Consider the following 22,132-nt stretch of genomic DNA (forward strand, 5'->3'; position numbering starts at 1 on the left):
ATTATAACGGTCAAAATCGACACTTTTTAACAGCGCTAAACGATCAAAGGCCCGCCCGTAAGAACCGGCGGCGACATTGTTGGCGCGGGGTCAACGGTCAGTTACGTTGAACCTGCGCCCCGTTTTGGCATCGTATAAACCGACACCGCGCCCCTCACCTTTCAAACACCTGTTTTCAGGTTGTTGCCGCTGGGGCCATCGATACGTACATGCGCCCTTGAGTGGCTGTCAGCGCTCGGGTAATGTCATTAGACCCACAGGACAGAGCACGCCCATGACTTCCAAGCTGGAACAACTTAAACAAATGACCACCGTGGTTGCCGACACCGGCGACTTCGAAGCTATCGCCCGCGTTAAACCGGTGGACGCCACCACCAACCCTTCCCTGCTGCTCAAAGCCGCGGCAATTCCTGCGTATGCCGAATTGCTGGATGCTTGCGTTCACGACTGCAAGGGCGATGTGGGCCTGGCCAGCGACCGTTTTGGCGTAGCGGTCGGGCAAGAGATCCTGAAGGTTGTACCGGGTCGTATTTCTACCGAAGTGGATGCACGCCTCTCGTTCGACACTGACGCCGTATTGAAGCGTGCGCACCGTCTGATCGAGCTGTACGACAAGGCCGGTATTGGCCGTGACCGCGTGCTGATCAAGATCGCCTCCACCTGGGAAGGTATCCGCGCGGCAGAGACGCTGGAAAAAGAAGGGATTCAGACCAACCTGACGCTGCTGTTCTCGTTTGCTCAGGCAGCGGCGTGTGCGGATGCCGGTGTGTTCCTGATTTCACCGTTCGTGGGCCGGATTTACGACTGGTACAAGAAAGCCAACGGCAACGACTATACCGGTGCGGATGATCCGGGCGTGCAGTCGGTGACACGCATCTACAACTACTACAAGGCCAATGACTACAAGACGGTGGTCATGGGTGCGAGCTTCCGCAACCTGGGCCAGATCGAGCAACTGGCAGGCTGTGATCGCCTGACTATCAGCCCGGATCTGCTGGAGAAACTGGCGGCTGACACTGGCAAGCTGGAACGCAAGTTGTCACCTGGGCATGCCGGTGAAGCGCGCTTGAGCTTGAATGAAGCGCAGTTCCGTTGGTTGTCCAACGAAGATGCGATGGCGACCGAGAAACTGGCTGAGGGGATTCGTCAGTTTGCCCGGGATCAGGAGAAGCTTGAGGCGTTGTTGCAGGCCAAGCTGTAACAGCTGACAGGCCAACGCAAAAAGGGCGAACCCTCACAGGTTCGCCCTTTTTTGTATGTGTCTGGTGACTGTCAGGACGCCATCGCGAGCAGGCTCGCTCCTACAGGGAATCAGTGTCGCTCCAGCGCATTTACCAAGTCATGGAACGCTTCACGATTGGAGTCGTTCAGACCCATGAGGATTTTGTGCGCTTCGAGGACTTTGATCCGCACCACTTCTTCGGACTGATCCTGGTCTGGCAAGTCGTCCAGGCATTCGGGACAGGGCACGGGCTGGTCAACGATGTTGAACACTTGCTCGAAGCCCATTGACTCCAACAGACGCGTAATGTCTTCGTGGGTGGTGACGACGGTCGGCAGCAGGCCGACCTTTTGCCGCGACAGGATCGACAGCTTGGCCAGCAGGCCCAGCGTGGTGCTGTCGATGCTGCGGGTTTCGGTCAGGTCGATCACGATCGCATTGAAGTTCAACGCGGTGAAGATCCGATCAATAGTCGCATCCAACGCCGAACACAGGGTCAGGCGAACTTCACCGACGAATTTCAGGACGAAGGTGCCGTCCTGCTCGGCGAACTGGATTCTACCGGTACTCATTAAAGATTCCTGCTCAACACCAACAGGGCGATATCATCCGGCATCTCCCCAAGCGTGGCCAATCCAAAAACCTGCCGCAGCCCGTCCAGGGTGCCGCCCGCAGCCTTGACCCTTTGGGGCAACGCCGCTTCTTTTTCTTTGAGTGTGGGTTCTGGCAAAAGATCCAGAATGCCATCAGACATCAGCGTCAGGCTGAACGTCGGCGGCAGTTCCAGTACGTGGTCTTCGTAGGTGGCTTCATTGAAGAGGCCTACAGGCAGACCGCGCCCTTCCAGATAACGAACACTGTCGGGTGTGTACAACACTGGCAACGGCAGGTGACCACCGATGCTATAGGTCAACAAACCTGTCTCCTCGTCGATGACTCCACCGACCATTGTGACGTGTTTGCCCAGCTTACAACTGATCAGGCCCCGGTTGATATGACCAAGGACCTCTGAAGGCTTGAATTCCGGCAATGTGCCGCTGCGTTTGGATTCAAACAGCAAGCGCGTGGTCATGAACTTCAGCAGCACGGTAACGAAGGCTGAAGAAGCACCATGACCGGAAACGTCCGCCAGGTAGAAGGCTACCCGGCGCTCGTCGACCCGAAAGTAGTCAACGAAATCACCCGACAGGTACAGCGACGGGATGATCTGGTGAGCAAACTGGAACTCGTCGATGGCCCAGGGGCTGACCGGCAGCATGTTCATCTGTACCTGGCGACCGGCGTTCTGGTCTTCCTGGAGCAGGTTCAGGCTGGCAGCGAGCTCACGGTTGGCCTTTTCCAGCTTCTCGCGGTAGCGCTGGTTCTCCAGCAGCAGGCGCGCACGATCCAGGGCTCGGCGAACAGAATGCTCGAGCACGGCCAGATCTTCGAGAGGCTTGATCAGGTAGTCCGCTGCACCCAGGCGCAGCGCCTCGACCGCGTCGTTCATCACGCCGGCACCTGAAACCACAATCACAGGGGTTTGCGGTGACCGCTCGGTGACCTGGCGGATAAGTTCGAGTCCGCCCATCTGCGGCATGCGCAGATCGCAGATGACCAAGTCGGGCTTGTCTTGCTCGAATACCTGAAGACCCTGCTGACCATTACTGGCCTGCAGGACACTGAAACCACTGTCTTCCAAATAGGCCGCGAGGCTCGCGCGCACTACTTCGTCATCATCGATTATCAGCAGCGTGGCACTGGTTTTTGGCATGTGGGCAAACGGCGCCAGAATTAGGTTGGCGTAGCAGGCAAGGCCTTTAGCCCGGCTCACACTACTGGATTCGCTTTCTAGCCTCTCTATTGCACCGTTTTCGAGCGTTTGCCCTACTCACACGTACACCAGAGGTGCCCTTCTAAGGCGCAGACGGTACTCCCATCCGCGGGGCGTTTCAAGCTCACGCCGATGGTCGCTTGGCGTCTTTACTTGTCAAATCACCGGGAGTTATAAGAACAGGCAAATCCGTAACCCAATGGAAGGATCGAGCCCATGAGTCAAACCGGTCGGGACTACAGCGAAAAGCGTGATTTCATTCGCATGCGCGTCGATGCCGATGTGTCGCTGATTCATGAAGGCGATGAGGTGCCAGCCGTCTGCATCGACCTTTCCAGCAGTGGTATGCAGGTCGAAGCGAAACGAGAGTTCAAAGTCGGTGACCGGCTCAATGTGCGCATCGATTCCGATCACGCAGCGTTGAAGGGGCTCGAAGCCGACACCGAGGTGGTGTGGGTGAAGTCATTGGACGGTGATGCTCAGAAACTCGGGCTTACAATCTTGAAAATGAAATAAACCGGATCCAAACGAAGAAGGCGGCCAATGGCCGCCTTCTTCGTTTTTACCGGTCGAGATTAAAAATCGTCTTCAACCTGGCCGTCTTTGACTTTGAACTCACGGTTCTGCAAATACGCATTACGGATAAAGGTGTACTTGTCCCCAGTGATCAGTTTTTCGCTCGACAGCAAGCTGGCACGCGTGTCGACGATATTCAGGCCGAAGACCGAGTTACGCACCGGCACGTCGTTGATGTACGGGTACGGGCCCGTGTAGCTGTCGACGACCTTCGACGGCGCATCACGCAAGGTGCTTGGACCCAACAGCGGCAGCATCACGTAAGGACCGCTACCCATACCCCAATAGCCAAGGGTTTGACCGAAGTCTTCGTCGCTGCGCTGCAGACCCATCTTGGTGCCCACATCGAAGAAACCGAGCAAGCCGAACGTGGTGTTGAAGATGATGCGTGCAGTGTCGGTGCCCGCTGCAGCCGGTTTGGCTTGCAGAATGTTGTTCACCAGGTTGGTGACGTCACCGACGTTGCGGAACATGTTGTGAATGCCGTCTTCCAGAAACTGCGGCGTGATGAACTCATAGCCCTGAGCCACAGGCTTGAGGGCATACGTGTCGATGACGTCGTTGAATTTGTAGATTGGACGGTTAACGCTTTCCCAAGGATCGTCTTCCGAAGCAGCCTGAGCCACAAACGGAACCAGCAACAGGCTGGCACACACAAAAAGCTGAGCGAAATGATTGCTCCAGCGCATAGAAAAACTCCTTGGATTTGTACTGGCGCGAGCACTTGGCCCGGGCATTAAGCTGATTAGTATAAGACGGAAAACCCGGTTTAGGCAGCATCGCGCGCATTTCGACTATAGATGACTCGCGCTGACTGAGAGCGTTTCACATCAATGTCACTCAACTGTCACTCACGCCGCCTAGCCTTGTTGCTATTTCAGGGACGTTGATATGTCGCACGCCGAAACTTTGCCTCTCGCTGCCCCCAGTTTGACCGCCGTCTTGTTCGGCCTCAGTGGTTGCCTGGTGGATTTCGGCGCCCGGACGCGCCAGCACGGGGCGTATTCTGCGGAGCTCGCCGAAGCCACGCCCGGCGCGCTGGACAGCCTGCGCAGTTTGCAGCGCCAGCAAATCCCCTGCGCCTGGCTCGATGAACTACCCCCCGCCCTCAGCCATTCTCTGGCCGTTACCCTGCCGTCCTGGATTACATCGACGCAACACCCGGCAACAATCAATCCATGGCCTGCACCAAACGCTTGCTGGCAAGCCCTGATGGCGTTGAATGTCGAACGTCTGGATGGCTGCGTGCTGGTCAGTGGCGAACCACGCTTGTTGCAATCGGGTTTGAACGCCGGCTTGTGGACGATTGGCCTGGCGTCCTGCGGCTCGCTCTGCGGCCTGGCGCCCAGCGAATGGCACGCATTGAGCCAAAAGGAACGTGAACACCTGCGCGGCAAGGCGACGATGCAGTTGTTCGGCCTGGGCGTGCATTCGGTGATCGATCACCTGGGTGAACTCGACACCTGCCTGGCCGATATCAGCCTGCGCCGACTCAAGGGCGAAAAGCCCTGACCGAGATCATGCAGGTTGCGCGAGAGTGGATTAATCTAAAGGTCAGCCATAGACCTTTGGCGCACTGCCGCGGTCTATGCCAGTGCCAATCGAGAGAAGGAAGAACGCCATGCCTGCCCGCGAACTGCAAGAACAGCTCAATGCCCTGCGCGAGCAATTGGAACAGAATCCTCCACTGTCCGAATCCGAACGCGAAAACCTGCATGAACTGATGCAACAGATCGAACTCAAGCTTGAGCTAGAAACCAAAACCCAGGACGCCAGCCTCGCCGATGGCGTTAACCTGGCAGTTGAACGCTTCGAACTCGAACACCCTACCCTGGCTGGCACCCTGCGCAACATCGCGCAAGCCTTGGGTAACATGGGCATCTGAACCCGCCAGACGCAAAAAAGCCCCGCCATCACTGGCGGGGCTTTTTCATGTCCACAATTTGAAACGCAGTCCCTTGTAGGAGTGAGCCTGCTCGCGATACCGGTGGATCAGACGACATCAATATTGAATGTCAGTCAGCTATCGCGAGCAGGCTCACTCCTACATTGGATTTTTATTGACGCACCAACCGATGATTCGGCAGTTGGACGGTTTCGGTGCTCCGGTACGGGTTGATATCCAACCCGCCACGGCGCACATAGCGCGCATACACCGTCAACTTCTCCGGTTTCAACAACCGCTGCAAGTCGAGGAAAATCCGCTCCACGCACTGCTCGTGAAAGTCCGAGTGTTGTCGGAAGCTCACGATGTATTCCAGCAAACTCGCGTGATCCAGTGCCGCGCCACGGTATTCCACCGCCACACTGCCCCAATCCGGCTGACTGGTAACCGGGCAGTTGGATTTGAGCAAATGGCTGTGCACGCTATCCTCCACGATGCGCGATTCATCGCAACGCAGCAGTTCCGGGCGCGGATGCTCGTAGTTGCTGACGCTGATGTCCAGGTCATCAATGCACACGCCGGGCAGCGCCACGACGCCTTCGGCTTCGACATCTTTCAAGCTGCGAATGCGCACACCGACCGGTTTGCCGGCAGCGGCCGACAGGTCTTTGGCCAGTGTCGCCTCAAGGCTTGCCGTGTCGGCAAACGGTGTCTGGTTCAGTGAGTTCAGGTACAGCTTGAACGACTTCGATTCGATGATATTCGGCGAATCCGCCGGGATGCTGAACTCGCCAATCGCCACCACGGGCTTGCCCGACGGCAACAGCCACGACAGCTCAAAGCAGTTCCAGAAATCCACGCCTTTATACGGCAGGGTTTCAGCCGTCAGGCCCAACTCGGCCCATTTCGCAGTACGCGGGATCGGGAACAGCAAGGACGGCGTGTAAGTGGCGATGTATTCGCTGGATTTGCCCAGCGGCGAATGTTCGGCTGCGGGATGCATGGCGGAAACCTGACTGAAGAATCAGCGGATTCTACCAGCCTTTGCTCCCGCCATTGAGTCCTTACTGACTGACAGTCAACTTGCCGACCATGCCAGCCTGATAATGGCCAGGGATATTGCAGGCAAATTCCAGGTTGGTGGCCTTGGTGAAGGTCCAGGTCAGCTCGGCGGTCTTGCCCGGCTCCACGAGCACGCTGTTCGGGTCGTCATGCTTCATTCCCTGCCCGGATGAGTGGTCCATTTCGGCCATGGCGCTGTGGTCCATTTCCTTCATGGCGATAGGCGCCAGCATGCCGCTCTGTTGCATCTGCAACATTTCCTGCTGGTGTTTGGCATGCATCGCTGCATCACCGAGGTTGAATTCGTGCAGCAACTGGCCTTTATTCACCAGCACAAAACGAATGGTCTCACCGGCCTTGATATCGATGGCCTTGGGCGAGAACGACATATCACCCATCACCACTTCAACACTGCGAGTCGCCTTGGCCGCCGGCGCAGGTTGGCCGAAATCGTAGGTGTTTGCCGGGCCGGCCCACACTGGCGAGTTCAGCGCCAACAAACACACCACCGGCAGCAAAGATTTGCGCAAAAACATCGTCGTACTCCAACAAGATAAGGTTCAGCCTGTGGAAAACTCTAAACTGCTGTCACTGCCCGCAACCTGACAGCCAGATTACAACTTTGTCAGGTTGACCTGAATTAACGCTGCCCACGGTATAAAGCGTTCGTTCCATTTATCTCGAGTTGCCCATGAAACTGCTGATCGTCGAAGACCAACCGAAAACCGGCCACTACCTGCGTCAGGGCCTGACCGAGGCCGGGTTCAACGCAGAACTGGTGGCTGACGGCAACACCGGCCAACAACTGGCGCTGAGCGGTGACTACGCCTTGTTGATTCTCGACGTGATGCTGCCCGGCCGCAATGGCTGGCAGATTCTGCAAGCAGTGCGCAGTAATGGCCTGGACACACCGGTACTTTTTCTGACCGCACGAGACGCAGTGGAAGATCGGGTTCATGGCCTCGAACTGGGCGCCGATGATTACCTGGTCAAACCATTCGCCTTCTCCGAACTGCTGGCCCGGGTCCGTAGCCTGCTGCGTCGCGGCAGCGCCTCACCTCAGGAAACCCAATTACAACTGGCAGACTTGCACCTGGACTTGATTCGGCGGCGCGCTGAGCGCGGCGGCCAGCGCATCGACCTGACGGCCAAGGAATTCGCCCTGCTGGAAATGCTCCTGCGTCGCCAGGGTGAAGTGCTGCCCAAATCGCTGATTGCCTCGCAAGTGTGGGACATGAACTTTGACAGCGACACCAATGTGATCGAAGTCGCGATCCGTCGGTTGCGTCTGAAGATCGACGATGAATTCCCCAACAAACTGATACACACCGTGCGCGGCATGGGCTACGTCCTCGAAGAGCGTGCAGCCTGATGCGGCACCTTTCGTTGAGCAGCCGTCTGGCGTTGCTGTTTGCGGCCTGCACGGCGGTGGTTTCGCTATTCGCCGGAGTATTGTTCAGCCGTGCCAGCGAAGCGCACTTCGTCGAACTCGATCAGCAATTGCTGGACGGGAAATTGATTGGTTTACGCCGGGCGCTTCAGGACATTCAATCCAGCGAGAGCGAAATCAGACTGGCAGATGAACTCAGCCGCCAGGCTGATTTGTCGCTACGCATCACCGGCAGTGACGGCCAGCGCTGGTATGACAGTTCCGCGCACCTGCCGGAAAAACTCCCGCAACAGCCCGGTTTATCGACCCTGAACAACGACGGCACCGACTACCGCGTGCTGATTGCGCCATTGTTTGACGATAGACCGGATTCCCCACAACTGACGTTATTGCTGGACATCACCCATCACCAGCACTTTTTGCAACGCATGCAGCACCTGATCTGGCTGACCGTGGGTTTGTCAGCCCTGGCCACCGCCCTGCTCGGCGCCTGGGCTGCGCGTAGCGGGTTGCGCCCGTTGCGGCGCATGAGCGCGGTCGCCAGCGGTGTGTCGGCGCAATCGCTCAATGCTCGACTGCCCGAAGAAGACATGCCGCCTGAGCTCGCGGAATTGGCCCACAGCTTTAACGCCATGCTCGGACGCCTTGATGCCTCTTTTCAACGGCTCTCCGCGTTCTCCGCTGACATCGCCCATGAATTGCGCACGCCGCTGTCGAACCTGCTGACCCACACGCAGGTCACCCTCACCCGCCCCCGGCCCATCGAGGACTACCGCGAGGCGCTGCACAGCAACCTCGAAGAACTGCAATGGATGGCGCAACTGGTCAACGACATGTTGTACCTGGCCAAGGCGGATCACGGATTGCTGACGCCCAAACGCGAGCCGCTGGAGCTGGCGCAGGAAGTGGATCTGTTGCTGGAGTATTTTGCACCGCTGGCGGAAGACGCTCAGGTGACGCTCACGCGGGAAGGCACCGCGCATCTGGAGGGTGATCGCAGCATGCTCCGTCGGGCATTGTCCAACCTGCTGGACAATGCGTTGCGGTTCACACCGGCCCAGGGTGAGGTTCGAGTGCGGATTGTCGAGGAGGCTAAAGGGTTGAGCCTGGTGGTTGAGAACAGTGGCGATGGGATTGACGGGGCGTTGCTACCGCGATTGTTTGACCGGTTTTATCGGGCCGATCCGGCGCGCCAGGAAGGCAGCAGCGAACATGCGGGGTTGGGGTTGGCGATTACGCAGTCGATCGTGCGTGCCCATGGCGGGCAGATTCGTTGCGAATCAGCGAATGGGTGGACGCGGTTTGTGATTGAGTTGCCAAAGGGAGATTGAGGCCAGCAGTACCGGCCTCATCGCGGGCAAGCCCGGCTCCCACAGGGTTTTGAGTCGTTCACAAATGTGTGATTCAACTCGATCAACTGTGGGAGCCGGGCTTGCCCGCGATGGCGATTTCAGGAGTTACGAATACCGCAACGCGTGAGCTGGCTCAATTTTCGCCGCACGCCAGGCCGGGTAGACGGTCGCCAGAAAGCTCAAGATGAACCCCGCCGAGCAAATCAGCAGCACATCGGCGCCCTGCAATTCCGAAGGCAGGTTACTGACGAAGTACACATCAGAACTGAAGATGTGCTGGCCGCTCACCCGCTCGATCCAGCCCACCATTTCACTGACGTTCAGCGCCGCGATCACGCCGAGCACGCCGCCGATAAAGGTCCCGAAAACACCGATCACCGTCCCCTGAACCATGAAGATCGCCATGATCTGCCCAGGCGTAGCGCCAATCGTGCGCAGGATCGCGATATCCGCGCCTTTGTCGTTCACCACCATGATCAAGGTGGCGATGATGTTGAACGCCGCCACCGCGACAATCATCAGCAACAGCAGGCCGATCATGGTTTTTTCCATCTTCATCGCACTGAACAGGCTGCCCTGGGTGTGGGTCCAGTCGTCAGCCTTATAGGCAGCACCCAAACCACTGGCGATATCGCTGGATACTTGCGGCGCCGCGTACAAATCCTTCACCGCCAGGCGCACACTCTGCACCTGATTGGGCTCCCAATGCTGCATCTGCGCTGCATCGGCGACGTGGATCAACGCCATCGAACCGTCGAGCTCGGCACCGACCTTGAACACGCCAACCACGTTCAGGCGCTGCATGCGCGGGGTAATCCCGCCCGGCGCAGTACTCACTTCCGGCACGATCAGGGTGATCTTGTCACCGACGTTCAAGCGAAAGCGCCGGGCCGTGATTTCACCGATCACCACGCCGAACTCACCCGGCTTCAGGGCATCGAGGCGCCCTTGAACAATGTGCTTGGCGACAATTGAAACCTTGCCTTCGAGTGCCGGATCGACACCGCTGACCTGGATCGGCTGCATCGAGCCCTTGTAGGACAGCATGCCCTCCATTTCGGTGAACGGCACGGCGGCCGTCACTTCCGGGTTTTTCATCGCGGCCGCCGCAACGGGCTGCCAATCGTCGATCGGGTTAACGCCGACGATGGTTGCATGCGGCACCATGCCAAGGATGCGTGAGCTCATTTCGCGCTGAAATCCGTTCATGACCGACAACACCACGATCATCGCCAACACACCCAGGGCGAGGCCGATCATCGAGGTCATCGAGATGAAGGAAACAAAGCGATTGCGGCGCTTGGCGCGGGTATAGCGCGTGCCGATAAAGATCGATAACGGTCTGAACATTCGCTGGGGCACCGTATAAAAATAAAAGACCCGACGCACTGTTCAGCACACCGGGTTTCGGCCAATCAGATGGGTGTCAGGCAACCTTCCTGCAAATGCAGGACGCGATCCATCTGGCGGGCCAGGTTCATGTCGTGGGTCACCACCAGGAACGCCGTGCGCATCGAGGTGCTGAGTTCCAGCATCAAATCCTGAATACCCTGGGCTGTGTGGGAGTCGAGGTTGCCGGTCGGCTCGTCGAGCATCACCAGGCCCGGGTTGTTCACCAAGGCACGAGCGATGGCCACACGCTGGCGTTCACCACCGGACAATTCGGCCGGTTTGTGCTCCAGACGATGGCCCAACCCTACGCGCTCCAGCAACGCCGTGGCACGCTGACGCGCCTCGGGGATCGACGTCTTGCCGATCAGCAGCGGCATGCAGACGTTTTCCAGGGCCGTGAACTCCGGCAGCAAGTGGTGAAACTGGTAAACGAACCCGAGGGCGCGGTTACGCAGCAGGCCGCGATTCTTCTCGCTCAGCGCTGACAGTTCTTCACCGTCGAGCCAGACGCTGCCCTTGGTCGGCGTATCGAGCCCGCCCAGCATATTGAGCAAGGTGCTTTTGCCAGAACCCGACTTGCCGACAATCGCTACGCGCTCACCCGGGTGCAGTTCCAGTTGCAGACCGGCCAGAACCTCAACCGACTCCGGACCTTCCTCGTAGGATTTGCCCAGGTTGCGGCAGCTCAAGATTGCTTTATCACTCATGCCCGACTCACTCATAACGTAGCGCCTCCGCAGGCTGGGTGCGCGCGGCACGCCAGGCTGGATACAGGGTGGCGAGGAAACTCAGGACCAACGCGGCGGCGCAGACCATCAACACATCCTGGCTTTGCACTTGCGACGGCAGGTAATCGATGAAGTACACGTCGGCGTTAAGGAATTTGTGGCCGATCAGGCCTTCAAGCGCCGAGATCGCGGCGCTGACATTCAACGCGGCGAAGATCCCGACCACAGCGCCGATCAGCGTACCGACCACACCGATGACCGTACCCTGCACCATGAAGATTGCCATGATCGTGCGCGGCGTGGCGCCCAGTGTGCGCAGAATCGCGATGTCGCCCTTCTTGTCGTTCACCACCATCACCAGCGTGGAAATGATGTTGAACGCAGCAACGGCGACAATCAGCAGCAACAGCAAACCGATCATGGCTTTTTCCATGCGGATCGCCTGATACAGGTTGCCGTGGGTGCGCGTCCAGTCACGGGCGTAGAAACGGTCCTCGCCGAGTTGCTGGGCGATGCTCCACGCGGTGCGCGGCGCCTGGAACAGGTCGTCGAACTTCAAGCGGATGCCCTGGACCTGATCCGGCTTCCAGCGGTGCAGCCGGGCCAGGTCCTGCAGGTTGGTGATGCCCAGGTAGCCGTCCAGCTCACCGGCGCCCACATGGAAAATGCCCACCACGGTAAAGCGTTTCATGCGCGGGAACATGCCAGCCGGGGTCACGGTGACCTCTGGCGCGACAAACGTCAGTTTGTCGCCGATAGCCGCGCCGAGCTTGGCTGCCGCCTTGTCGCCGATAACGATGCCGAATTCGCCCGGAACGAGATCGTCGAGTTTGCCCTGCTGCATGAAGTTATCAATGATCGAGACCTGCCGTTCAAGCGCAGGATCGATGGCGTTGAGCAGGACTTTGGAGACTTTGCCGTTGTTGGTCAGCAAACCCTGCATCTGAGTAAACGGCGCAACGGCCGTCACCTGCGAGTTCTGCTTGACCTTGGCGGCCAGGCTTTGCCAGTCGCTGATCGGCTCACCGGACTCGATGGTCGCGTGGGGCACCATGCCCAGCACACGGGTGCGCATCTCATGATCGAAGCCGTTCATGACCGACAGCACCACAATCATCACGACTACGCCAAGGGCGAGTCCGATCATCGAGGTCAGGGAAATGAACGACACAAAATGATTGCGACGCTTTGCACGGGTATAACGCGTGCCAATAAATGCGAAGAGAGGTCTGAACATGTCGGGGCTTGTTCGGAGGGAAAAGGAACGTCCTTGTGGCGGGGGTCGATAACCAGCTTTACACTCAGACCACCGCCGCTACCATGGGTTCGCCATGTCGACATTAGATGAAGAAGATCGCCGCGAATACTACCGTATCGAGGACACGATCGCACTGGAAATTCGGACCCTGTCCGCTCCCGAGGCCGCAGGCCTGGAAGTGTTGCAGGATGCTTCTCCACTATTCAACTTGCTCAGCGAACTGCACCTGAGCGAATTCGAGTCACAACACCTGTTACGCCAGATCAGTGAGCGCGAGCGCAACCTCGCAGCCTTCCTGAAATCCCAGAACAAACGTATCGATTTACTGAGCCAGGTGATCGCGATCACCGTGCTCGGACAGATCGGCGAACCGCAGCCGGTGATCATTTCCGAAGGCGGCATCGACTTCCAGCACCCGACACCTATATCCGTAGGTGCACACCTGTCCGTCAAAATGGTGCTGATGCCGCAAGCCCTCGGCCTGTTGCTGCGAGCCCGCGTCACCCATTGCGACCGCAAGGCTGGTGCCTTTGATATCGGCACCGAGTTCGAACGCCCGACCGATGCTCAACGGCAGTTGCTCGCCCGCTATATTTTGCAAAAGCAGGCCCAGGAACGACGACTGGCCCGCGAAAACGAATCAGGCATTTAATTTAAGGAAGAACCGTGACCCTCATCTACGGCCATCGCGGCGCCAAGGGCGAAGCACCGGAAAACACCCTGATCAGTTTTCAGGAATGCCTCAAGCACGGCGTGCGCCGCTGCGAACTGGACCTGCACTTGTCCATGGACAATGAGTTGATGGTCATACACGACCCGACACTCAAACGCACCACTGACCGTCGCGGCAAAGTCGTCGAACACACGGCGGCCGAATTGGTGACCTACGACGCACGCAAGGGTGGCCCGGGCTGGATCAAACCCTGCCCTATCCCGACGCTGGAAGAATTGTTCGAGAAGTGCGACTTCGATCACTGGCAACTGGAAGTCAAGAGCGCCTCACGCACTCGCGCTGCGACGACGGTACTGGCGATTCGTGAAATGGCTCAGCGTTTCGGTCTGCTCGACAAGGTCACGATCACCTCAAGTTCACGCGAAGTGCTGAAAGCCGCGCTGGACCTGGTGCCGGACGTGTCTCGCGGATTGGTGGCCGAATACGCCTGGCTCGACCCGTTGAAGGTTGCGGCAAGCTACGGCTGTGAGATTCTGGCGTTGAACTGGACCCTGTGTACGCCGGAGCGCCTGCAGAAGGCGCAGCGCCAGGGGTTGCATGTGTCGGTATGGACAGTCAACGAGCCCGCGCTGATGCGCAGACTCGCCGACTTCGGCGTTGACAGCCTGATTACAGACTTTCCCGGTTTGGCCAGCGCCACGCTCGAGAATTGCTGAAATCGGTCTCCCCGGCCGGCTCAGGCCACCGGCCGGAGCCCGTCAAAAAAGCCGGTTGAGGCCATCGTACGCCGCTACCCGATAGGCTTCGGCCATGGTCGGGTAGTTGAACGTCGTGTTGACGAAATACTTCAGCGTGTTCAGTTCGCCCGGCTGGTTCATGATCGCCTGACCGATGTGCACGATCTCCGACGCCTGATAACCGAAGCAGTGAACGCCCAGCACTTCCAAGGTTTCACGGTGGAACAGGATTTTCAGCATGCCTTGCGGCTCACCGGCAATCTGCGCCCGCGCCATGCCCTTGAAGAACGCCTTGCCCACTTCGTACGGCACCTTGGCCTGAGTCAGCTCCTGCTCGTTCTTGCCGATCGAGCTGATCTCCGGAATGGTGTAGATGCCGGTCGGCACGTCATTGACGAAGCGCCAGCTGCCATTGTCGACGATGCTGCCAGCAGCCGAACGCCCCTGGTCATGCGCGGCACTCGCCAGGCTCGGCCAGCCGATGACATCACCGGCACCGTAGATGTTTGGTACGCAGGTGCGGTAAGCCTCGTCGACTTCGATCTGGCCACGGCTGTTGACCTTCACGCCGATGTTTTCCAGACCCAACTGATCGGTGTTGCCGGTACGGCCGTTGCACCAGAGCAAGGCGTCGGCCTTGATCTTCTTGCCGGACTTGAGGTGCAGGATCACACCGCTGTCCACGCCTTCAACGCGATCGTAGTCTTCGTTGTGGCGAACCGTGATGTTGTTGTTGCTGAAGTGGTAGCTCAACGCCTGGGAAATTTCGGAGTCGAGGAAGCTCAGCAACTGACCGCGGTTGTCCACCAGCTCGACCAGTACACCCAGACCGCTGAAGATCGACGCGTATTCGCAACCGATCACACCGGCGCCGTAAACGATGAGTTTGCGCGGGGTGTGGCCGAGGCTGAGGATGGTGTCGCTATCGTAGATACGCGGGTGGTGGAAATCGATGTCCGCCGGGCGATAAGGACGCGAACCGGTGGCAATGATGATGTGCTTGGCTACCAGCTTTTCGACCACACCGTTGGCGCAGACCACTTCGATGGTTTGCTCGTCGGCGAAGCTGCCGGTACCGAAAAACACGTCGACGCGGTTACGGGCGTAGTAGCCGGTGCGCGAAGCGACTTGCTTGGAAATGACTTTCTCGGCGCTTTTCAGTACGTCCGGAAACGAGAACCAGCGCGGCTCACCAATGGCCCGGAACATAGGGTTGGTGTTGAACTGCATGATCTGCCGGACCGAGTGACGCAGTGCCTTGGACGGGATGGTACCCAGGTGGGTGCAGTTGCCGCCGACCTGGCGACGGCTATCGACCATCGCCACCTTGCGCCCTGCTTTGGCGGCGTTCATTGCCGCGCCTTCTCCCGCCGGGCCGGAACCCAACACCACCACGTCGTAGTTGTAGACAGCCATGCGTACTCCTCAGAACAGGCCGCGATGCCATCGGCACCCTGCGGCTAAATCACGCCAATCTGTGGCGTGAAGGAACAATTTGGGGCCAGTGCAGAACCCGGACACAGTCTATAGAAGCGTCAACGCCGCGCACATTAACCCTTGGTCGCGTCGTAGGCTACTTTTGCCTGCACTACAACGCCAGCTTTCGTATTGTCCTCAGTCAGTTTTTGCACCACTGAGCCGCTCGAAAGCCTGATTGGTTCGTGTGACGAAACCTGTATCGGCACGAATCACAAAGAATGCACCGATGTCATGTGCCTGGGCATAGTCCCACCCCCGTTCAGGGCCGAGAATCAGCAACAGCGTCGATAGTCCATCGGCCATCAATGCCGAAGGATGAATCACCGTTACTGACGCCAGAGTGTGTAGGACCGGAGCACCGGTGCGGGCATCGAAGGTGTGGGAATAACGCCTTCCGTCCTGCTGAAAATAATTGCGATAGTCACCGGAGGTGGAAACGCCATAGCCATCGACAGCAATGATGCGCTCCGCCACTTGCTGGTCGTCACGAGGCTCTTCCAGGGCGACGCGCCACGCTGAGCCATCGATTTTTTTGCCGGCAGCCTTGAGTTCGCCCGTGGCTTCGGCGAGGTAATTGTGGATACCCATGGCTTCGAGTTTTGCGGCAATGGTGTCGACGGCATAACCGGCGGCGATGCTGTTGAAGTCGACTTCGACGGCGGCATCCTTGCACAACTGATCACCGTCGATGCGCAGGTGCTGGTATCCGACACGCTGCCTAACCTCTGCCTGCGCTTGAGCAGAGGGAACAGTTTCCGCTCGCGCCTGCGGGCCGAACCCCCAAAGGTTGAGCAATGGTTCTACCGTCAAGTCGTAGGAGCCTTCGCTTTGCTCTGACAGCTGTTCGCCAACACGGATCAACTTGAGGATGGGCGGAGGCATTTTTTGACAGCGATTGGCAGGGAGATCGTTGAAATGCTCGATGTCCGAGTCGCTGCGGTAGGTCGACATTTGTTGATCGACCTCAGCGAGGATTTTTTCGACTTCGACCTTGACGTCTTTTGGGGCGGGAAGACCTTCGCGGCGCACGTACTTGATCGAATAAGTACTGCCCATGGTCGGGCCGCCGAAACTCTCCATGGAGTCGCTGTTGCCGCAGCCTGGCAACGCGGCGATCAATGTGACGAGACTGAAAAGCCGCCAATTCAACAAATCCTGCATCCCCTGAAAAAAGCCCAGACACGCCGTCAAGGCCCGCCATTATGCGATAGAAATGAGGGTATGATCACCGCACAAACAAAAACGCCCCGACCTAGGTCGGGGCGTTTTCATTTGCAGCGGATAGCGCTTAGCGCGGGAAAGCTGGCGGGTTTACACCGGCCATGTCTTCCATTACGCGAACTACCTGGCAGCTGTAACCGAACTCGTTGTCGTACCAAACGTACAGAACAACGCGGTTGTCTTGGGTAATGGTCGCTTCAGCGTCCACAACACCTGCGTGGCGCGAGCCAACGAAGTCGGTGGAAACCACTTCCTGCGAATTGACGTAGTCGATTTGCTTATGCAGATCGGAGTGCAGCGCCATGTAGCGCAGGTACTCATTCATCTCTTCGCGGGTGGCGGCTTTCTCAAGGTTCAGGTTGAGAATGGCCATCGACACGTTTGGCGTCGGAACGCGGATCGCGTTACCGGTCAACTTGCCAGCCAGTTCAGGCAGAGCCTTGGCAGCAGCAGTGGCAGCACCGGTCTCGGTGATAACCATGTTCAGCGCGGCGCTACGGCCACGGCGATCGCCTTTGTGGAAGTTGTCGATCAGGTTCTGGTCGTTGGTGTACGAGTGAACGGTTTCAACGTGACCATTGATGATGCCGAACTTGTCGTTGACAGCTTTCAGCACCGGCACGATGGCGTTGGTGGTGCAGGAAGCGGCAGAAACGATCTTGTCATCAGCGGTGATTTCACCGTGGTTGATGCCGTGAACGATGTTCTTCAGCTTGCCTTTACCTGGCGCGGTCAGAACAACGCGATCGATCCCCGGGCAAGCCAAGTGCTGGCCCAGGCCGTCGGCATCACGCCATACACCGGTGTTGTCCACCAGCAGCGCGTCTTTGATGCCGTACTGGGTGTAGTCCACTTCAGTCGGGTTTTTCGCGTAGATAACCTGGATCAGGTTGCCGTTGGCGGTGATGGTGCTGTTGGCTTCATCAATGGTGATGGTGCCATCGAACGGACCATGAACCGAGTCACGACGCAGCAGGCTTGCACGCTTGACCAGATCGTTCTCGGCGCCCTTGCGGACAACGATGGCGCGCAGACGCAGGCCGTCGCCACCACCGGTTTTCTCGATCAGGATGCGCGCCAGCAGACGGCCGATACGACCGAAGCCGTACAGGACAACGTCGGTGCCTTTGCGCGCGGCAACGTTTTGCTGACCAACCACATCAGCCAGTTCTTCACGGACGAACTGCTCGGCAGTACGGCCTTTGCCTTCGGTCTTGAACTTGACCGCAAGCTTGCCCAGGTCTACCGAAGCGGCGCCGAGCTTGAGCTCGCTCATCGCTTTGAGCAGCGGGAATGTTTCGTGGACGGACAATTCGCTGTCATCGGACTGACGATGACGAGCAAAGCGGTGAGCTTTGAGAATCGCAATGACTGAACGGTTGATCAGGCTGCGGCCATAGATCGAGCTCACCACGTTGTTATTGCGGTAGAGCTGACCGATAAGCGGAATCATCGCTTCTGCGAGTGCTTCACGGTCGATCCATTCACCAAGACACTGGTCGGGCTTCTGAGTCACGGGAACCTTCCACATGTAGGGGCAGAAAAAAGGGGCTACATTATGCCGCCGACTCCCTCCCGTAGCAATGCGCGCTTGTCGTGCGATCCGTAACATTTTCCTGTTCAAAAAAATCACACCTCGCCAAAGCCCAATAAAACCGGGGCTTTCAGCGCAGTCAATTTTTTGGAGACAGCGCGCCCTTATCCGTAACCCTCCGTAACACTCATTGGTTTTGCCACTACATACCCAGTCATTTCCAGTAAAAAACCGCCGAATTTTGTCTTTACCACTACATTTCGCCAAACCTGCGTAATAGACACAGTCTGCAACTGACAGGCGGCACCCGGGACCGCTACAATTACCGACTTTGTCGCAACGCTTGGAGCTCAACCTTCCGTGCCCGTTCTGCGTCTACCGCTTCTCCCTGCCGCGGCAGGTAAACAGCATTGGGGCAACCTGCCCGGTGCTGCCCTCAGCCTGGCAATTGCCGAGGCTGCCAGCGCTGCCAAGCGCTTTACCCTGCTGCTGACCGCCGATAGCCAAAGTGCCGAACGGCTGGAGCAGGAGCTGAGCTTCTTCGCCCCGGATTTGCCCGTGTTGCATTTCCCGGACTGGGAAACCCTGCCCTACGATCTGTTTTCGCCGCACCAGGACATCATTTCCCAGCGCATCGCTGCCTTATATAGGCTGCCGGAGCTGAACCATGGCGTTCTGGTGGTGCCGATCACCACAGCCCTGCATCGCCTGGCGCCGACCAAATTCCTGCTCGGCAGCAGCCTGGTGCTGGATGTTGGCCAGAAACTCGACGTCGAACAAATGCGCACGCGGCTTGAAGCCAGCGGTTATCGCTATGTCGACACGGTGTACGAGCACGGCGAATTCACCGTGCGCGGCTCGCTGATCGACCTGTTCCCGATGGGCAGCAAACTACCGTTCCGCATCGACCTGTTTGATGACGAAATCGAGACGCTGCGCACATTCGATCCCGAAAACCAGCGCTCCATCGATAAGGTCGACACTGTCCGCTTGCTGCCAGCGCGGGAGTTTCCGCTGCAAAAAGACGCGGTCACCCGTTTCAAGGCACGCTTTCGCGAGCGCTTCGATGTCGATTTCCGTCGCTGCCCGATCTTTCAGGATTTGAGCAGTGGCATCACACCAGCAGGTATCGAGTACTACCTGCCGCTGTTCTTTGAGGAAACCTCGACGCTGTTCGATTACCTGCCACAGGACACGCAAGTGTTTTCCCTGCCGGGCATCGAGCAGGCGGCGGAGAATTTCTGGAACGACGTGCGCAATCGCTACGAAGAACGCCGTGTCGACCCGTCCCGCCCTTTATTACCGCCGGCCGAGTTGTTCCTTCCAGTCGAAGACTGCTTTGCACGCCTGAAGACCTGGCCCCGCGTCGTCGCCAGCCAACAGGACGTGGAAACCGGTGTCGGTCGAGAGCGCTTCCCGGCGCGGGAATTGCCAAACCTGGCCATTGAAGCCAAGGCCACTCAGCCATTGGCGGCACTGGCCGGCTTCCTCGATGAATTCCCCGGACGCGTTCTGTTTACCGCCGAGTCGGCGGGCCGTCGCGAAGTGCTGCTGGAATTACTCGAACGCCTGAAACTGCGACCGAAAACCGTCGACAGCTGGCCGGACTTTGTCTCCAGCAAAGAACGCCTGGCGATCACCATTGCCCCGCTCGACGAAGGCTTGGTGCTCGATGATCCGGCGCTGGCGCTAGTTGCCGAAAGCCCGCTGTTCGGTCAGCGAGTGATGCAGCGCCGTCGTCGCGAAAAACGCGCCGACGCCAATAACGATGCGGTCATCAAGAACCTCACCGAACTGCGCGAAGGCGCGCCGGTGGTGCATATCGATCACGGTGTCGGTCGATACCTCGGGCTGGCGACGCTGGAAATCGACGATCAGGCGGCCGAATTCCTCACGCTGCAATACGCCGAAGGCGCAAAGCTTTACGTGCCGGTGGCCAACCTGCACCTGATCGCTCGCTACACCGGCAGCGACGATGCCTTGGCCCCGCTGCACCGTCTCGGCTCCGAAACCTGGCAAAAAGCCAAACGCAAAGCCGCCGAACAGGTGCGCGACGTGGCTGCCGAACTGCTCGACATCTACGCACGTCGTGCCGCGCGCGAAGGCTATGCCTTCGAAGACCCGAAAGCCGACTACGCGACCTTTAGCGCCGGTTTCCCGTTCGAAGAAACCCCGGACCAGCAAACCACCATTGAAGCGGTACGCGCCGACATGCTCGCGCCGAAGCCGATGGACCGCCTGGTCTGCGGCGACGTTGGCTTCGGCAAGACCGAAGTGGCGATGCGCGCCGCCTTCATCGCCGTGCACGGCGGTCGTCAGGTCGCCATTCTGGTACCGACCACCCTGCTCGCCCAGCAACACTACAACAGCTTCCGCGACCGGTTTGCCGATTGGCCGGTGACCGTGGAAGTGATGAGTCGTTTCAAGTCGACCAAGGAAGTGAACGCCGCGGTCGCGGATCTCGCCGAAGGCAAGATCGACATCGTCATCGGCACCCACAAGTTGCTGCAAGATGACGTGAAGATCAAAAACCTTGGGCTGGTGATCATCGATGAAGAGCACCGGTTCGGTGTTCGTCAGAAGGAACAGCTGAAGGCGTTGCGCAGCGAAGTCGACATTCTTACCCTGACCGCCACGCCGATTCCGCGCACGCTGAACATGGCAGTGTCGGGCATGCGCGATCTGTCGATCATCGCAACCCCGCCGGCTCGTCGCCTGTCGGTGCGCACCTTCGTCATGGAGCAGAACAAGAGCACGGTCAAAGAGGCCCTGCTGCGGGAATTGCTGCGTGGCGGTCAGGTTTACTACCTGCACAACGACGTGAAGACCATCGAGAAATGCGCCGCCGACCTCGCCGAACTGGTGCCAGAGGCGCGGATCGGCATCGGCCACGGACAAATGCGCGAACGCGAACTCGAACAGGTGATGAGCGACTTCTACCACAAGCGCTTCAACGTGCTGATCGCCTCGACCATCATCGAGACCGGCATCGACGTGCCGAGCGCCAACACCATCATCATCGAGCGCGCCGACAAATTCGGGCTGGCACAACTGCACCAGTTGCGCGGCCGTGTCGGGCGCAGTCACCACCAGGCTTACGCTTACCTGCTGACGCCGCCGCGCCAGCAAATTACCCCGGACGCAGAAAAACGCCTGGAAGCGATTGCCAACACCCAGGACCTCGGCGCGGGCTTCGTGCTTGCCACCAACGACCTGGAAATCCGTGGCGCAGGTGAGTTGCTGGGCGACGGTCAAAGCGGGCAGATCCAGGCGGTTGGCTTTACGCTGTACATGGAAATGCTCGAGCGCGCGGTGAAATCGATCCGCAAGGGCGAGCAACCCAACCTGGATCAGCCGTTGGGCGGAGGCCCGGAAGTCAATCTGCGCGTTCCGGCGTTGATTCCCGAAGACTATCTGCCGGACGTTCACGCCCGATTGATTCTCTACAAACGCATTGCTTCGGCCACCGATGAAGATGGCCTCAAAGACTTGCAAGTTGAAATGATCGACCGTTTCGGCCTGTTGCCGGAACCGACCAAGAACCTGATGCGCATCACCGCGCTGAAGCTGCAGGCCGAACTGCTGGGCATCAAGAAAGTCGACGGCGGCCCGCAAGGTGGCCGCATCGAGTTCGCGGCGCAGACGCCGGTCGACCCGCTGACACTGATCAAACTGATTCAGGGCCAACCCAAACGCTACAAATTCGAAGGTGCCACGATGTTTAAATTCATGGTCCCGATGGAAAGCCCGCAAGAGCGCTTTAATACTGTAGAGGCGCTGCTTGAGTGCCTCATCCCGAAAACTGCTTGA

General features: G+C 58.5%; 20 protein-coding genes. 9 read left to right on the forward strand and 11 right to left on the reverse strand.

Annotated elements, in window-relative coordinates; translation table 11 throughout:
• The first annotated feature begins 274 nt into the window (after positions 1 to 274).
• Positions 275 to 1,201, forward strand: a complete 927-nt coding sequence (gene tal / locus C7534_RS12195) for a transaldolase (RefSeq protein WP_109785923.1) — start codon at positions 275 to 277, stop codon at positions 1,199 to 1,201.
• 110 nt (positions 1,202 to 1,311) lie between these two features.
• Here tal and rssC read toward each other — a convergent pair whose 3' ends face one another.
• Both rssC and rssB read right to left on the reverse strand, forming a co-directional pair.
• Complete coding sequence (gene rssC / locus C7534_RS12200; protein ID WP_046026968.1) at positions 1,312 to 1,794, reverse strand: anti-sigma factor antagonist RssC; 483 nt, start codon at positions 1,792 to 1,794, stop codon at positions 1,312 to 1,314.
• A complete protein-coding gene (gene rssB / locus C7534_RS12205; RefSeq protein WP_046027144.1) occupies positions 1,794 to 2,975 on the reverse strand; it encodes a two-component system response regulator RssB in 1,182 nt (393 codons plus the stop codon). The genes rssC and rssB overlap by 1 nt, the downstream gene beginning before the upstream one ends.
• Before the next feature lie 276 nt (positions 2,976 to 3,251).
• Between rssB and C7534_RS12210 the strand changes: the two genes are divergently transcribed.
• A complete protein-coding gene (locus C7534_RS12210; RefSeq protein WP_046026969.1) occupies positions 3,252 to 3,551 on the forward strand; it encodes a PilZ domain-containing protein in 300 nt (99 codons plus the stop codon).
• A gap of 59 nt (positions 3,552 to 3,610) precedes the next feature.
• Here the strand turns inward: C7534_RS12210 and C7534_RS12215 are convergent, their stop codons facing one another.
• A complete protein-coding gene (locus C7534_RS12215; RefSeq protein WP_109785924.1) occupies positions 3,611 to 4,300 on the reverse strand; it encodes an MlaA family lipoprotein in 690 nt (229 codons plus the stop codon).
• 202 nt (positions 4,301 to 4,502) lie between these two features.
• Here C7534_RS12215 and C7534_RS12220 point away from each other — a divergent pair, with 202 nt between their 5' ends.
• Positions 4,503 to 5,123 (forward strand): phosphatase, encoded by a 621-nt coding sequence (locus C7534_RS12220; protein WP_109785925.1) that lies wholly within the window; start codon positions 4,503 to 4,505, stop codon positions 5,121 to 5,123.
• Between the two features lie 109 nt (positions 5,124 to 5,232).
• Positions 5,233 to 5,496: a DUF4404 family protein gene (locus tag C7534_RS12225; RefSeq protein ID WP_109785926.1), complete on the forward strand. Its 264-nt coding sequence runs from the start codon at positions 5,233 to 5,235 to the stop codon at positions 5,494 to 5,496.
• Between the two features lie 172 nt (positions 5,497 to 5,668).
• Here the strand turns inward: C7534_RS12225 and queF are convergent, their stop codons facing one another.
• Positions 5,669 to 6,499 carry an NADPH-dependent 7-cyano-7-deazaguanine reductase QueF gene (gene queF, locus C7534_RS12230; RefSeq protein ID WP_109785927.1) on the reverse strand — a complete coding sequence of 277 codons (831 nt, stop codon included), beginning with the start codon at positions 6,497 to 6,499 and terminating at the stop codon, positions 5,669 to 5,671.
• Between the two features lie 61 nt (positions 6,500 to 6,560).
• Positions 6,561 to 7,094, reverse strand: coding sequence for a copper-resistant cuproprotein CopI (gene copI, locus C7534_RS12235; protein ID WP_109785928.1), 534 nt, complete (start codon positions 7,092 to 7,094; stop codon positions 6,561 to 6,563).
• 155 nt (positions 7,095 to 7,249) lie between these two features.
• On the opposite strand from copI, the gene C7534_RS12240 reads away from it, so the two are divergent.
• Positions 7,250 to 7,930: a heavy metal response regulator transcription factor gene (locus C7534_RS12240; RefSeq protein WP_046026974.1), complete on the forward strand. Its 681-nt coding sequence runs from the start codon at positions 7,250 to 7,252 to the stop codon at positions 7,928 to 7,930.
• Positions 7,930 to 9,279: a heavy metal sensor histidine kinase gene (locus tag C7534_RS12245; protein WP_109785929.1), complete on the forward strand. Its 1,350-nt coding sequence runs from the start codon at positions 7,930 to 7,932 to the stop codon at positions 9,277 to 9,279. The genes C7534_RS12240 and C7534_RS12245 overlap by 1 nt, the downstream gene beginning before the upstream one ends.
• Positions 9,280 to 9,405: 126 nt before the next feature.
• On the opposite strand, the gene C7534_RS12250 is transcribed toward C7534_RS12245, so the two are convergent.
• The 3 genes from C7534_RS12250 to C7534_RS12260 all read right to left on the reverse strand — a co-directional run bounded on the left by C7534_RS12250 (position 9,406) and on the right by C7534_RS12260 (position 12,657).
• Positions 9,406 to 10,650, reverse strand: coding sequence for a lipoprotein-releasing ABC transporter permease subunit (locus C7534_RS12250; protein ID WP_046026976.1), 1,245 nt, complete (start codon positions 10,648 to 10,650; stop codon positions 9,406 to 9,408).
• A 65-nt stretch (positions 10,651 to 10,715) separates the two neighbouring features.
• On the reverse strand, positions 10,716 to 11,399 hold the full coding sequence (gene lolD, locus C7534_RS12255; RefSeq protein ID WP_162830870.1) for a lipoprotein-releasing ABC transporter ATP-binding protein LolD: 684 nt from the start codon (positions 11,397 to 11,399) through the stop codon (positions 10,716 to 10,718).
• Between the two features lie 7 nt (positions 11,400 to 11,406).
• Positions 11,407 to 12,657, reverse strand: coding sequence for a lipoprotein-releasing ABC transporter permease subunit (locus C7534_RS12260; protein ID WP_046026977.1), 1,251 nt, complete (start codon positions 12,655 to 12,657; stop codon positions 11,407 to 11,409).
• A gap of 94 nt (positions 12,658 to 12,751) precedes the next feature.
• Between C7534_RS12260 and C7534_RS12265 the strand changes: the two genes are divergently transcribed.
• Positions 12,752 to 13,330 carry a PilZ domain-containing protein gene (locus C7534_RS12265; RefSeq protein WP_109785930.1) on the forward strand — a complete coding sequence of 193 codons (579 nt, stop codon included), beginning with the start codon at positions 12,752 to 12,754 and terminating at the stop codon, positions 13,328 to 13,330.
• A 14-nt stretch (positions 13,331 to 13,344) separates the two neighbouring features.
• On the forward strand, positions 13,345 to 14,067 hold the full coding sequence (locus C7534_RS12270) for a glycerophosphodiester phosphodiesterase (protein ID WP_046026979.1): 723 nt from the start codon (positions 13,345 to 13,347) through the stop codon (positions 14,065 to 14,067).
• Between the two features lie 42 nt (positions 14,068 to 14,109).
• Here the strand turns inward: C7534_RS12270 and sthA are convergent, their stop codons facing one another.
• From sthA to C7534_RS12285, 3 genes are all read right to left on the reverse strand, one after another.
• Positions 14,110 to 15,504, reverse strand: coding sequence for a Si-specific NAD(P)(+) transhydrogenase (gene sthA, locus C7534_RS12275; RefSeq protein WP_046026980.1), 1,395 nt, complete (start codon positions 15,502 to 15,504; stop codon positions 14,110 to 14,112).
• Between the two features lie 198 nt (positions 15,505 to 15,702).
• Complete coding sequence (locus C7534_RS12280) at positions 15,703 to 16,728, reverse strand: FAD:protein FMN transferase (protein ID WP_109785931.1); 1,026 nt, start codon at positions 16,726 to 16,728, stop codon at positions 15,703 to 15,705.
• Positions 16,729 to 16,855: 127 nt separating this feature from the next.
• Positions 16,856 to 18,319: a glyceraldehyde-3-phosphate dehydrogenase gene (locus C7534_RS12285; RefSeq protein ID WP_046026982.1), complete on the reverse strand. Its 1,464-nt coding sequence runs from the start codon at positions 18,317 to 18,319 to the stop codon at positions 16,856 to 16,858.
• A gap of 363 nt (positions 18,320 to 18,682) precedes the next feature.
• Between C7534_RS12285 and mfd the strand changes: the two genes are divergently transcribed.
• Entirely contained in the window at positions 18,683 to 22,132 is a 3,450-nt protein-coding gene (gene mfd, locus C7534_RS12290) for a transcription-repair coupling factor (protein WP_046026983.1), read from the forward strand.

It is taken from the genome of Pseudomonas sp. OV226 (assembly GCF_003148705.1).
Lineage (GTDB): Bacteria > Pseudomonadota > Gammaproteobacteria > Pseudomonadales > Pseudomonadaceae > Aquipseudomonas.